This window comes from Streptomyces sparsogenes, from assembly GCF_001704635.1.
GTDB lineage: Bacteria > Actinomycetota > Actinomycetes > Streptomycetales > Streptomycetaceae > Streptomyces > Streptomyces sparsogenes.
On record NZ_MAXF01000210.1, the window covers coordinates 27,000 to 39,226 of the forward strand.

General features: G+C 72.1%; 10 protein-coding genes. 5 read left to right on the forward strand and 5 right to left on the reverse strand.

The window, feature by feature from the left end; all coding sequences use genetic code 11:
• Positions 1-38 precede the first annotated feature (38 nt).
• The 3 genes from secD to BBH68_RS36720 all read right to left on the reverse strand — a co-directional run bounded on the left by secD (position 39) and on the right by BBH68_RS36720 (position 4,633).
• Complete coding sequence (gene secD, locus BBH68_RS36710) at positions 39-2,384, reverse strand: protein translocase subunit SecD (protein WP_245738489.1); 2,346 nt, start codon at positions 2,382-2,384, stop codon at positions 39-41.
• A gap of 576 nt (positions 2,385-2,960) precedes the next feature.
• Positions 2,961-3,668 carry a response regulator gene (locus BBH68_RS36715; RefSeq protein WP_065968233.1) on the reverse strand — a complete coding sequence of 236 codons (708 nt, stop codon included), beginning with the start codon at positions 3,666-3,668 and terminating at the stop codon, positions 2,961-2,963.
• 2 nt (positions 3,669-3,670) lie between these two features.
• Positions 3,671-4,633: a HAMP domain-containing sensor histidine kinase gene (locus tag BBH68_RS36720; RefSeq protein ID WP_065968235.1), complete on the reverse strand. Its 963-nt coding sequence runs from the start codon at positions 4,631-4,633 to the stop codon at positions 3,671-3,673.
• 386 nt (positions 4,634-5,019) lie between these two features.
• Here BBH68_RS36720 and BBH68_RS36725 point away from each other — a divergent pair, with 386 nt between their 5' ends.
• From BBH68_RS36725 to BBH68_RS36740, 4 genes are all read left to right on the forward strand, one after another.
• Positions 5,020-5,349, forward strand: coding sequence for a TraR/DksA family transcriptional regulator (locus BBH68_RS36725; RefSeq protein ID WP_065968237.1), 330 nt, complete (start codon positions 5,020-5,022; stop codon positions 5,347-5,349).
• A 51-nt stretch (positions 5,350-5,400) separates the two neighbouring features.
• Entirely contained in the window at positions 5,401-5,769 is a 369-nt protein-coding gene (locus BBH68_RS36730) for a TraR/DksA family transcriptional regulator (RefSeq protein ID WP_065968238.1), read from the forward strand.
• A complete protein-coding gene (locus BBH68_RS36735) occupies positions 5,766-6,641 on the forward strand; it encodes a rod shape-determining protein (protein ID WP_065968242.1) in 876 nt (291 codons plus the stop codon). Before BBH68_RS36730 ends, BBH68_RS36735 begins: the two co-directional genes overlap by 4 nt.
• A 92-nt stretch (positions 6,642-6,733) precedes the next feature.
• The gene (locus BBH68_RS36740) at positions 6,734-7,369 is read left to right on the forward strand and encodes an Rv1733c family protein (RefSeq protein WP_065968244.1); all 636 of its coding nucleotides are present in this window, start codon (positions 6,734-6,736) and stop codon (positions 7,367-7,369) included.
• Between the two features lie 393 nt (positions 7,370-7,762).
• On the opposite strand, the gene BBH68_RS36745 is transcribed toward BBH68_RS36740, so the two are convergent.
• A complete protein-coding gene (locus tag BBH68_RS36745; protein ID WP_065968246.1) occupies positions 7,763-8,527 on the reverse strand; it encodes a glycoside hydrolase family 12 protein in 765 nt (254 codons plus the stop codon).
• A 288-nt stretch (positions 8,528-8,815) separates the two neighbouring features.
• On the reverse strand, positions 8,816-11,866 hold the full coding sequence (locus BBH68_RS36750; protein ID WP_065968248.1) for a glycoside hydrolase family 2 TIM barrel-domain containing protein: 3,051 nt from the start codon (positions 11,864-11,866) through the stop codon (positions 8,816-8,818).
• Between the two features lie 125 nt (positions 11,867-11,991).
• Here BBH68_RS36750 and BBH68_RS36755 point away from each other — a divergent pair.
• A partial coding sequence (locus BBH68_RS36755; RefSeq protein WP_170066639.1) for a Tn3 family transposase occupies positions 11,992-12,227 on the forward strand: 236 nt, incomplete at its 3' end.

The window sequence follows — 12,227 nt, forward strand, 5'->3', positions numbered from 1 at the left end:
GTGAGACCGACAGGCGACCGGCCGTAGGGTTCCGGAGCTCAGCCCGGGTATTGAGGGGTTTTCCCGGAAGTCGCCACCGCGTTCTGCCCCGAGAGGGAGTGTCGCCGGGTGGACCGCGACGGCCGCGGCCGCGACGCCTTCCGCGGCGGGTACAGCTCGGTGGTGAGTGAGGCGGCGGTGAAGACGGAGGAGTAGGTGCCGACCGCCAGGCCGATGAGCAGGGCGAGGGCGAAGTCGGCGAGGGTGTCGTCGGCGAGGACGGCGAGGGCGGTGAGGATGAGTGCCGCGCCCATGCCCGTGTTGACGGTACGGGGCAGGGTCTGCAGGATCGCCCGGTTCGTCAGGCGCGGAAAAGGCGTGGTGCGGTCGCGGGCGAGCAGTTCGCGGACGCGGTCGAAGAGGACGACGGAGTCGTTGACCGAGTAGCCGATGACGGTCAGCAGGGCGGCCAGGAAGACCCCGTCGATGGGCTTGCCGAGCCAGGCGAAGGCGCCGATCAGGATCACCACGTCGTGGGCGAGCGCGACGACGGCCGCGGTCCCGAAGAACCAGCGGAAGCGCACCGCGAGGTACAGCAGTTGGGCGCCCAGTGCGAGGGAGAGCGCGATGAGGGCGTTGCGGCGCAGCTCGTCGCCCATGCTCGGGCCGATCAGCTCGTCGCGCACCTTCTTCGTCTCGCCGCCGAGGCCGCTGATGGTTTCGGTGACGGTGGCCTCGTCGGCGTTGGTCAGGTTCTCGGCGCGCACCGTGAGCCCGGTGTCACCGGAGGACTGCACCACCGCGCGGGGGAACCCGGCGTCGGTGAGGGCGGTGCGGGCCCGGTCGGGGTCGACGGAGGTGCTGGTGGCGTACTCGATCAGCCGGCCGCCGGTGAACTCGATGCCGAAGTCCAGGCCGCGGACGAGGATGCCCGACGCGGCCATGACGGCGAGTACGGCGGAGGCGGCCAGCCAGCGGCGCGGACGGCGCATCAGGAACGGGTCGCGGCGCAGCAGCCGGTCGCGGACCCAGCCGGTGCTCGCGATGCCGGTGACGCGGGGTCGGCGGAAGACCGCGGGGCGGTTGGCCGCGTACTCGGCGAGCACCCGGCTGATCACCAGGGCGCTGACCATCGATGCGAGGACGCCGATGGCGAGGGTGATGCCGAAGCCGCGCACCGGGCCGGAGGCGAAGGCGAACAGAAGAGCGGCGGCGATCAATGTGGTGATGTTGGAGTCGGCGATCGCGCTGAGGGCTCCGCGGAACCCGGCCGCCAGCGCCGATCGGGGGGTGGGGCGGCTGCGCGCCGCGTACTCTTCGCGGGTCCGTTCGAAGACCAGGACGTTGGCGTCCACGGCCATGCCGATCGCCAGGACGAACCCGGCGAGGCCCGGCAGGGTCAGTGTGGCGCCGAGCGCGGCCAAGGCGGCGTAGGAGATGAGGGCGTAGCAGGCCAGGGCCGCGGTCGCGAGCAGGCCCATGAGCCGGTAGACGGCGATGATGAACAGCGCGGTCAGCGCGGTGCCGATGCCGGCGGCCCAGGCCGCGGCCTCGATGGCCGCGTCGCCGAGCGTGGCGCCGATGGTGCGCTGTTCCACGGTCTCGACCGGTACGGGCAGGGCTCCGCCGGAGATGAGCAGGGCCAGTTCGCGGGCTTCGGTGCCGTCGAAGGAGCCGGTGATCTGGGTGCTGCCGCCCGGGATGCCGGTCCCGCACGTTACCGAGGGGTCGACCTGCGGCGAGGAGATGATCTTGTTGTCGAGGACGATGGCGACCCGGCGCTGCGGATCACCGGCCGGGTGGCAGGCGGCCCGTGCGGTGACCTGCCGCCATCGGTCCTGGCCGGTCTTGGAGAAGTCGACCGCGACGTGCCATCCGGCACCGCCCTGCTGGTCGAAGCGGGCGTCGGCACCTTCGACGTCCCGTCCGGTCAGCTCGGCGGCCCGCAGGCGCAGGGGCTGTCCGGACTCGTCCGGCAGAACGCGCTCCTTGGCCGGATCCGTCGCCGGGGCGGTGGCGCCGTCGGCGGTCCGGGCCGGGCCGAGGACCGCGTGGACGGTGAGCTGCGCGGTGCGGCCCAGCACGTCGGCGGCCTTCTTCGGGTCATGAACGCCGGGCAGCTCGACGAGGATGCGGTGGTCGCCGGAGCGGACGAGGGTCGGTTCGGCGACGCCGAGCGCGTCGATGCGGCCGCGCAGCACCTCCAGGGTGCGGTCGGTGGCCGCGGCGTCGGCGTCGGTGGTGGGGGTGGAGCGGGTCTCCAGCGTGATCTGGGTGCCGCCGCGCAGGTCGAGGCCGAGGCGGACGGGCGTGGTGAGGGCGATGGCCAGCGATCCGGCGATCACCGCGAGGGCGAGCAGCGCACGCACGCGCAAGGACTTGGTGTGGTTGTTCCGGCGTTTCAAGGCGAGCCTCCGCAGGCACGCCGCGGCAGCGGCCCGCGCGGCCGCGACGGAGGAAAGGGTGATGGGTCGCGTCAGGTACCTGCGGGTGCCGGCGGGGCCCGGCCGCGGTCGTGGGCCGACCGGCCGGGAGAGACGGGTGCGCACGCGGAAGGCGCTGAAGCACGGGTACCGGCAGCCGGGCCGGCAGCCGCGCGAGGGGGGTCGGTGGCGTGGTGATCCGGTGGGCACGGGCGCTCGCCGAGGTGGTCGTGGCGGACCCTGGCCTGGGCCGCGCAGCCGACGGCACACGGGTCGTCCGCGTGGGGACCGGTGTCGGGGCGCTCGGCGCCCGTGGCCGCCGGGGCCGGATGGAGCACCGGGGCGGAGGCGGCGGGCACCGGAGCGGAAGCGGCGCGCGCGGCACCGGCGGGAACCCACGCCACCAGGACCGCGAGGAGCGCGATGAGCGTCCCCGCGAGCGGGTGAACCGCGGTCGGGGTGCCGCGGGATGCTGCGCGCATGCACCGTCCCCTTCCTGCCGGGGTGCTCGACTTCCTGCGGGGTGCCCGGCGTCTGGGGGCCGGTCGGGGGCGGGCGTCAGGGTTCGATGAGACCCGCACGGATGGCGTAGCGGGTCAGCTCCAGCCGGTCGTGCAGACCGAGCTTGTGCAGGAGGTTGGCCCGGTGGCGGTGCACGGTCTTGACGCTGATGAACAGGATCTCGGCGATCTCCTTGGAGGAGTGCCCTTCGGCGACGAGTTTGAGGACCTCCTCCTCACGACGGGTGAGGAGCTGGTCGGGGTCTTCCTCTCCGTGGCGGACGCGCTCCAGGTAGTTGCGGATGAGGGCGGTGACCGCGCCGGGGTAGAGGAACGGCTCGTTGCGCATCGCGGCCCGGCAGGCGGCGACCAGGTCGCGGTCGGCGACCGACTTCAGCACATAGCCACAGGCCCCGGCCTTGAGTGCCTGGAACAGGTACTGCTCGTTGTCGTGCATCGTCAGCATCAGGATGCGCAGACCCGGCTTGAGCGCCGCCAGCTCCCGGGTGGCCTGAAGACCGGTCAGGCGCGGCATGGCGATGTCCAGCACGGCCAGGTCGATCTCCTGGCTCCGGGCCGCCTCGATGGCCTCGGCACCGTCCCCGGCCTCCGCGACGACCTCCAGGTCGGGTTCCCGGTCGAGGATCAGCCGTACGCCGCGGCGTACGAGAGCGTGGTCGTCGGCGAGCAGGATACGGATCGGCTTCCCGGCCGGGGAGGACGGTGCCGAGGCCGTGGTGGGTCCGTGCGGAGTCGGATCGGGCATGGTCAGAGCTGCTTCCTGGGGGCGGGTGTGATGAGGCGGATCCGGGTACCGGTGCCGGGCGTCGAGGTGATGTCCAGGGTGGCCCCGGCGAGCAGGGCCCGTTCGCGCATGCCGCGGATCCCGGCGCCTTCGCAGGCGGCCTCGATGCCGCGGCCGTCGTCGGCGATCTCCAGTACCACCGTCTCGCCCGCCCGGCGCAGGCTCACCTCGACCTGCCGCGCCTCCGCATGGCGGGCCGCGTTGGTCAGGCTCTCCTGGGCCACCCGGTACAGCACCAGCTCGCTCTCCTGGTCGAGGGCGGGCAGATCGGAATCGAGGCGGCGTACGACCCGCAGCCCGGTGTGGGTGGCGAAGTCCTGCGTGAGCGAGGTCAGTGCGCTGACCAGGCCCAGGTCGTCCAGAACGCCGGGCCGCAGGCGGCGCACCAGGCGGCGGACCTCGTCCAGGCTCTCCCGGGTGATCTCCTGGGCCTGCTGGAGTTCCTCGCGCAGCGGCTCGGGGGCGTCGTCCGCGGCGCGCTTGAGCACCAGCAGGATGGCGGTCATGCTCTGCCCGACCTCGTCGTGCAGTTCCTGGGCGATGCGGCGGCGTTCCGCCTCCTGGGCCAGCAGCGCCCGGGCGCTGGACGTGGCGCGCTCGTGCTCCAGCCGGTCGAGCATGGCGTTGAAGGTGCGGATCAGCTCGGTCACCTCGCTACCGCCGCCGGCGCCGGGCACGGGCAGCCGCTGGCCCGGGCGCAGCAGGTCGACGGTGGTCATCAGTTTGGTCAGCCGGTCCAGCGGGGCCAGGCCCCAGCGCAGCAGGGCGCCGTTGGCGACCAGCATGACGGCGAGACCGCCGACCAGGATGACCGCCTCGGTCAGCACCACCGGCACGGAGACGGTCACCGGCGCCCACAGCAGCAGCGCCGTAGCGGTGCCCAGCACCAGGGCGTTAAGTCCGAAGATCCGCCAGAACAGCGACACCGGGGACGTTCCTCCTTCTGCGCTCCGCGTGTGATCAGCTCTACTGTCGCTCATCTCCACTGTCGCCGTCGCACCCCGGCGGAGCCGCGACTGATCACGACCGAGCCTGCCCCAGCCTGCCTCCCGCACCGCGCGCGGTCGATGGGGCCCGTCACCCATATCCGAGGTCATCGGGTACCCATGCGCCCTCCCCCGCCATCGCCCCGTGGTCACCGCTGCCCCGGGCAAATGGGGTCCGCGCCCGATGGGCTTCCGACGCCGGGTCCAGCAGAGTCGAAGGTGATCGAGCCGTCCGGTACGGCCAGTGCTCGCGGTCGTGGAGACCGCGGCCGGTGGACCGGGCGGCCACTGCCGCGCCTGGCGCGCTTTCGCGAAAGGACATCGTCGTGCCGCTCGACACCGCCCAGACCGGTCCCCGCCCCGGACGGCTGACCTCTCATGAAACCCGTCAGCGCCTCGAGCACGCCCGCAACAGCCGCCTGGCTCAGCTGCGTGCCCTCGACGAGAGCGCCCCGAGCACGGACACCCATCTGGTGTCCGCGCAGAGGGAGGCGATCCAGCGAGTCCTCACCGAGATCGACGAGGCGTTCGCCCGCGTGGAGGAGGGCACCTACGGCACCTGCCAGGGCTGCGCCAAGCCCGTCCCCGCCGAACGCCTGGAGATCCTCCCCTACACCCGGTACTGCGTCGCCTGCCAGGGCCGCGCCACCGCCTGACCCGCCCCGTCCGCCCCCTGTCTTCGTCTCCGCCCTGCTCAAAGGGGTGAAGTGGTGAACCACCAGACCATCGGCGACCGTGCCGCGCACCTGTCGCCCGAGGACCTCGCCGCGCTGCGGGAGAACCTCCACGAACAGCGCCTGTTCCGCCAGGAACAGCTGCGGCAGATCGCCGCGCCGCCCCGCGCCGAGGACCTGCTGCGGCGCCGCTCCGCGGCACAGGCCGAAGTACAGGTCAAAGTCGCCGCCTCCGCCCGCATGGTCCTCGCCGACGTGGAGGCGGCGCTGCGACGCATCGCCGAGGGCCGCTACGGCACGTGCCATCTGTGCCGTCGCCCCGTCGAGCGCGACCGGCTGATGATCGTTCCGCAGGCCCGCTACTGCGCACGGTGCCAGCAGGTGCGGGAGGCCGGACGATGACCGTCCGCCGCCCCTTCCGGCCCGGCTCCCCCGCCGGGCAACGGCACCGGCCCTGGCCGTTGTGCCGGCACTGCTGCGGCCTCGCCCTGGACCTGGGCAGCGCCCGCACTCGCGCCTGGATAGCCGGCCGCGGGATGGTCCTGGACGTACCCACCATCACCTTCCCCGGCGCTGGGGCGGTGTACCCGGTCCAGCGCGGCGCCATCGTCGACGTTCCGGGAACGGCCCGGATGCTCGACCGGCTCCTCAGCCACCGCCTGCCCCGCCTCACCCGCCCGCTGGTGATGGTCACCGCGCCGGTGCTGGACGGCCCCGCCTACCGGGAACGGGCCCGCGCCGCCGTGGAAGTGCTCCGCCCCCGCGCGGTCCTGACCGTCCCCACCGCGCGCGCCATCGCCCTGGCCGCGGGCGCCGACCTCTCCCTGCCGCTGCTCGTGGTGGACATCGGCGCCCACCTCACCGAGGTGGTTCTCCTCGTCGACGGCCTGGTCTTCGACGCCCGCCGCACCGCCCTGGGCACCACCGACCTCGCCGGCACCACCGGCCTCGCAGACGCCACCGACCTCGCAGACGCCGACGCCACGGCGGAGATCAGCGAAGCCGTCAGCACCATGATCACCTCCATGCTCCGGCAGGACCGCACGTCCCTCACCGCCGAGGCCCTGAGCCGGGGTGCCCTGCTGGCCGGTGGCGGCGCACTGCGCCCCGACCTCACTCGCCGGCTCGTCGGCGGCACCCACGCGCCCCTGCGGGCGGTTCCCACACCACACACCGCGGCGATCCGCGGCGCCGCCAAGATACTGCGGGCCGTGCACGCGCATCCGTCGGCCAGGGGCGCGTCCCCACCGGGGCCCGGCCCGCTCGTCCGCTGACGTCGCCGACCCCGCTGCCCTCCCCCTGACCCCGCCGCCTCACCGGCCGGGGTCTGCTGTACGCCACCCCCTGCCCGGAAAGGAGAACCACCGTGTCCGGCGTGCCACCACCCGCACAGCCCCCTGATCCCCCGCACCACCAGCTCGTGCACCCCCTGTCGCTGTGGCGCTGGCGGCACAATCCGCTGTACCGGCGCACCGACCGCCTCCAGGGCCGGATCGCCCTGGCGATGTTGCTGCTCGTACCGATCCTGGGGCTCGGTGCCACGTTCGCCATCGGTGACGCCGCCCACCGGCACTACCGCGCGGCCGCCGAGCACCAGAGGCAGACCCTGCGCCTCACCACCGCCGTCCTCACCCACGACGCCCCGGACCATCCGGAGCCCGGGTCGGCGGAGGCGAGAGAGAACCGCTATCCGGCCACGGTCCGCTACACCGACCCGGCCGGACGGATCCGCACCGCCGAGACCGACGTCCTGCCCGGGCTCAGCGCGGGCAGCTCCGTCGACGTGTGGGTCGACGCGGACGGAGCGATCGCCGAGCCGCCCATGTCCGCCGAAAAGATCCGCAGCCGGACCATGGGCTGGGGGCTCGTCGCCTTCCTGACCGTGACCCTCGCCGGTGCCGCCGCCTACCGCGGCGTCGCCGTGGTCCTGCGCCGGCGCAATCTCGCCCAGTGGGACGCCAAGTGGGCCGAGACCGCGCCACGCTGGACCACGTCCCCCTGAGCCCAGGCCGACCCGGCGCGCCGGGGACTCGCAGGTCTCCGCGACGACCGACTCGATGACGGCGCCGGTGACGAACGATGAGGCGCCCGAAGCCAGGAAGAGGGCGGCCTCGGCGTTTCCTCGGCGATTTCCTCGGCGTCGGCCGGCCGCCCCCGCCGCCTCGTGCCCCGCCGCACGACCGCCGCAACCCCACCAACCAACGCCTACGCACCCGCCGCGTCACCGCCCGCCGGGGCCGAGGCCGTCTCCACCTCGCCCCATTCGAAGATTCCGCAAATCTTTCCGCCGGAATTTGTCGTTCGAGGCCCGGCGGAAAGGTATGCGTTCGGGAATCGCTCTGGCGTTCGTCTCCATGCGCGGACGGAGTGCACCGTCATGTCGCGCGTATGACGGCTAGATGCTTGATCCTCCGCCGGAGGTGTTGTTCCACCAGGCGCTGTAGGAGTTCAGCGAGTACCGCTTCTGCACGCCGCTGGTCGAAGTGATCTCGAGGCCGAACTGCATCGTATCGAAGGTGGTGTTGCGCAGGAGGTTCTGCGACGCGGCCCATCGCCAGACCGCCGAGGCGTCGATGGTGCCGGTGTTGCTCTGCTGGGCGGGGATGAGCTGCAGGACGTTCCAGCCGGGATCGGCCTGCCAGACCGACGCGTACCGTACGCCGCCGATGGTCACGTTGGACGCGATCTGCCTTCCCCAGCCTCCTGCCGTCCCGGACCAGCTGGTGAAGACCATGATCTCATCCTGGTTGCCGGCCGACCAGATGTCGCTCGTCCAGTTCCAGTGGTCACTGCCGGCGACGGGAGCCGACGACGTGTTGTACCAGAAGCCCGCCGAGTTCAACTGCGACAGCGGCGTCTGGGGCCGGACCGAGGTGTTCGGGTAGGACTTGATCCCGCCGCCGGAGTGATTGGCGTCGACGTACCAGGACTTGATGCTGTTGACGGTCAGGCACTGCGTACCGTGGTTTTCGCCCCAGATGTTGTTGTAGATCGTCCAGGTGCCCTCGGTGTACTGACCCCACCGGTCGCAGGTGGAGGACGCCTGGGCCTGCGCCGGAGACGCGAAGCTCAGGAACCCGGCGATCACGGCGACGAGCAGAACCAGCCGACCGAACCCGGCCGACTTGCTGCTGATGGATTTACGGGCTTGCCATCTCATGTGTCCCTCCCAGGACGGCGATGTGTCGTCGAGGTGGCGCGCTCAAGAACTGCGGGAACGGTGCTCGGTCCCCTTACTGCCAAGCACCGGGCTTGCCAGACGCAGACGGGAAGTGTCGAAGCGCTTGCGCCTGCGTGGACAGTAATGATGGGACACCTGAGCAGCAAGACTCTGCACAGGAAGACACATTTCCTTCACCTGAGGACATCATTGTCGATGCGCTTCGAAGGAATCGGCGGTCCGGGCCCGCTTCACCGGTCCGCCCGCGCGGGCGGACCGGTTCCGACGTCATGGGCGGTGGAACGGTGTGAGGAGGAGGGTGAAGTCGGCGGTGCCGAGTTCGAGCCGGTGCTGGGGCAGGACGCCGGGTCCGCATGCGGCGCTTCCAACGCCCTGGACGGCGTGGTCGGTGCGCAGGTGCACCAGCGGGCCGGGGGTCAGCTCGGTCTGGTGCCGGGCGCCGGCCAGTTGCCGGTCGGTCCAGCGGCGGGCGGAGAAGTGGAAGAGCTCCCCGCCCCGGACGTGGATGGCGTCAGATCCGTCGCTGACCTCGGCCCACCGCACGTCCGTCCGGTTGCCGTTCTCCTGCGGGCGCACGTACGGCGTCTGGAGTTGGTCGACCGTGGCGTGGAATCGTCCTACGCGAACCGCCTGCCGAGAGTCCGGGTAGGCCTCCCCGGGGCCGGCGCCGAACCACTCGACCCGCGACCAGTCGGCGGGGAGCTGCCAGTCGAGGCCGATCCGGGCCAGGGAACGGGAGGTGTTGCGGCGGAGAAGTTCCCGGTGTTCTTCGGGCGGCAGTTCGAGGTCCACCATGGTGTCGGCGAAGTCGTCCGCCCGCTCGGGCCAGTGGCCGACCGGTTCGGTGTGCACGTGGAGCCGCAGGCCGGTCCCGTCGCTGGTCCAGCGGTAGGTGGTCAGATAGCCGCCGCCGACCGCGGCGGCGGCGCTGCGGACCACGACGGTCAGGCCCTGGGCATCGGGCGTGACGGACACCGTGCGGTGCCGCAGCCGGTCCAGGCCGCGATCCTTCCAGTAGGCGGCGTCGTGCTGGGACCAGCCGCGGTCGTTGTCCGTGGGAGCGCGCCAGAGGCCCAGCCAGGGGCCCCTCAGGGGCAGTCCGCCGAGGTCGAGGAGGACTCCGGTGGCGTGGTCGAACCGACCTGGCCCGAGCGTGATGAAGCCGTCCGCGGCGTGCGGGCTCACCAGGACACCGTCCGAGCGGTCGCGGCCCGGTGCGGAGAGCCGGAGCTGTCCCCAGGCGATGACGTGACCCTCGGGCGCCCAGTCGGCGGGCTTGGCCAGCTCCGCCTGGACGGTGAGCCAGAGTTCACCGCCGTCGCGGTCTCGGTCGCCGCCGACGCCGCCGTCAGCCTCCTGCCGGGCCGGCGCGGGCAGTGGCAGTCGGCCGTGCTCCCCGGCGGCCAGCTGCGGCGTCGGCAGGACACCCTGCGCCAGTTCAATGCCTGCACGCGCCAGTGACCAGGTGAACCGCAGGTGGGAGAGGTCCAGCACCTCGTAGTGGTTCTCGACGGTCAGCGTGTCGGCCGTCGGCCCGGGGCCGATCCGGACCGGGGCGTTGACCTTCGCGTACTCCAGCAGACCGGGCGAGGGGGTGCCGTCGGGGAAGACCAGTCCGTCGCAGCTGAAATTGCCGTCGTGCAGGTCCTCGCCGAAGTCACCGCCGTACCCGAAGAACTCGCGGCCCTCGGCGTCGCGCGTCCGCAGCCCCTGGTCCATCCACTCCCACACCCAACCGCCCTGCACCCGCGGATACTCGTCGAAGAGCCGCGCGTACTCGGCCAGGCCGCCGGGCCCGTTGCCCATCGCGTGGCCGAACTCGGTCAGGAGGAAGGGCATGCGGTTGCGCGGATCGTCGGCCGGGTCGCCGGAGCCGGCGCGCGGGGGGTAGTGGATCTCGCCCGGGAGCAGATGCCACCGCCCGATGCGGGCGACGGCCGCGGGCGGGCGGTACATCTGGCCGAGGACGTCGGTGTACTCGCCGAGCCGGTCGCCCTCGTAGTGGATCGGGCGGGCAGGGTCCCGCCGGCGCACCCAGTCGGCCATCGCGCGCAGGTTCTCCCCGTCGCCGGCCTCGTTGCCCAGTGACCAGAGGACGATGCTGGGGTGGTTCTTGTCCCGCTCGACCGTGCGCTCGATGCGGTCCAGGTAGGCGTCGCGCCAGCGCGGGTCGGCGGACGGGTTCCGTTGCCAGGGCTCCGGGTCGGCGTGCTCGAAGCCGTGGGTCTCCAGGTCGCATTCGAGTGCGACGTACAGGCCGAGCTCGTCGCACAGGTCGAGGAAGGCGGGGTGCGGCGGGTAGTGGGAGGTTCGGACGGCGTTGATGTTGTGCCGCTTCATCAGTTCCACGTCGCGGCGCATGGTGTCGACGGAGAGGGTGCGGCCGTGGTCGGGGTCGAACTCGTGCCGGTTGACCCCGCGCAGCACGACAGGGCGTCCGTTGACCCGCAGTACTCCGTTCTCGTCGATGGCGACGGTGCGGAAGCCGAATCGAATCCGCACGCGTTCGCTGTCGGTGGCCAGGTGGGCCTCATAGAGCTGTGGGTCCTCCGCGCTCCAGGGCCGCGCCGCCGGGAACCGCAGCTCGCTGTCGGCCGGCTGATCGTGGATGCCGAGGACGGGGACGCTGATCCGCACCGGCGCGTCCGCCTCCACATCCACGCGCAACCGGCCCGCGCCGGTGGCGGCGTCGTAGTCGGCGTGGACGAAGACGTCCCGGACCCCGCCGACGGGGCGGGCCAGCAGTCGTACGTCGCGGAAGATGCCCGACAGGCGCCAGGTGTCCTGGTCCTCCAGGTAGGTACCGGCGGAGAACTGGTGCACCCGGACGGCCAGCACGTTGCGGCCCGGCCGCAGCAGCGCCGTCACGTCGAACTCGGCCGCCAGGCGGCTGCCGTAGGTCACGCCGAGTTCCGTGCCGTTCAGCCAGACCCGGGCGCAGGAGTCCACCCCCTCGAAGCGCACCACGACCGGCACGCCCTGCCAGGAGTCCGGCAGGTCGAAGACGCGGCGGTAGTCCCCGGTCTCGTTCTCCTCCGGGACGAACGGCGGATCGAGCGGAATCGGGTAGGCGATGTTGAGGTAGACGGGTCGACCGTAGCCGCGCAGCTGCCAGTGCGAGGGGACGGGCAGGGCATCCCAGGAGTCGTCGTCGAACTCCGGGTCCTGAAATCCGTCCGGCCCGGCTCGCAACGTCGGCGAGAACCTGAACGCCCACTGCCCGTTGAGGTCGATCCACGGCGCATCGGATTCCAGAACCGCGCGCGGCGCCGACCTCCCGCGGCCGGGCGCGAAGTCCTCGAAGTAGCGTACGGGCATGCCAAAGTCCTCCGGACGGCCTCGGATGATGCGCGCGACCGTACTATCGAAGGCTTCTTCCGGGAAGACGCTTTCGCCACGGCCCTGGTGCGGCAGGAGTGGGAGCCGGAGGACCCGGGCGGGCGGTGCGTACGGCGTTCCTCTGTGACTACCTCGCCGACGCCGACCTGCGCCGCGAGATCAACGACGGCCTCCAGGTCATGGAGACCTGGAACTCCGCCGACCACGACCTGTTCTACGGCAAGGACGGCGACCTGACCGGCTCCGACAAGGAGTCCCAGGAGATCTCCGTGCCCGCCCGGCGTCGTTCCCGGTCGGCTGGATCGTTGACCCGAAGGCTCGAAGTGTCCCGCCTCCACTC

Coding starts and splice junctions, on each gene's coding strand:
- BBH68_RS36715 (WP_065968233.1), bottom strand. CDS start 3,668: ATGCCCGATCCGACTCCGCACGGACCCACCACGGCCTCGGCACCGTCC.
- BBH68_RS36745 (WP_065968246.1), bottom strand. CDS start 8,527: ATGAGATGGCAAGCCCGTAAATCCATCAGCAGCAAGTCGGCCGGGTTC.
- BBH68_RS36735 (WP_065968242.1), top strand. CDS start 5,766: ATGACCGTCCGCCGCCCCTTCCGGCCCGGCTCCCCCGCCGGGCAACGG.
- BBH68_RS36750 (WP_065968248.1), bottom strand. CDS start 11,866: ATGCCCGTACGCTACTTCGAGGACTTCGCGCCCGGCCGCGGGAGGTCG.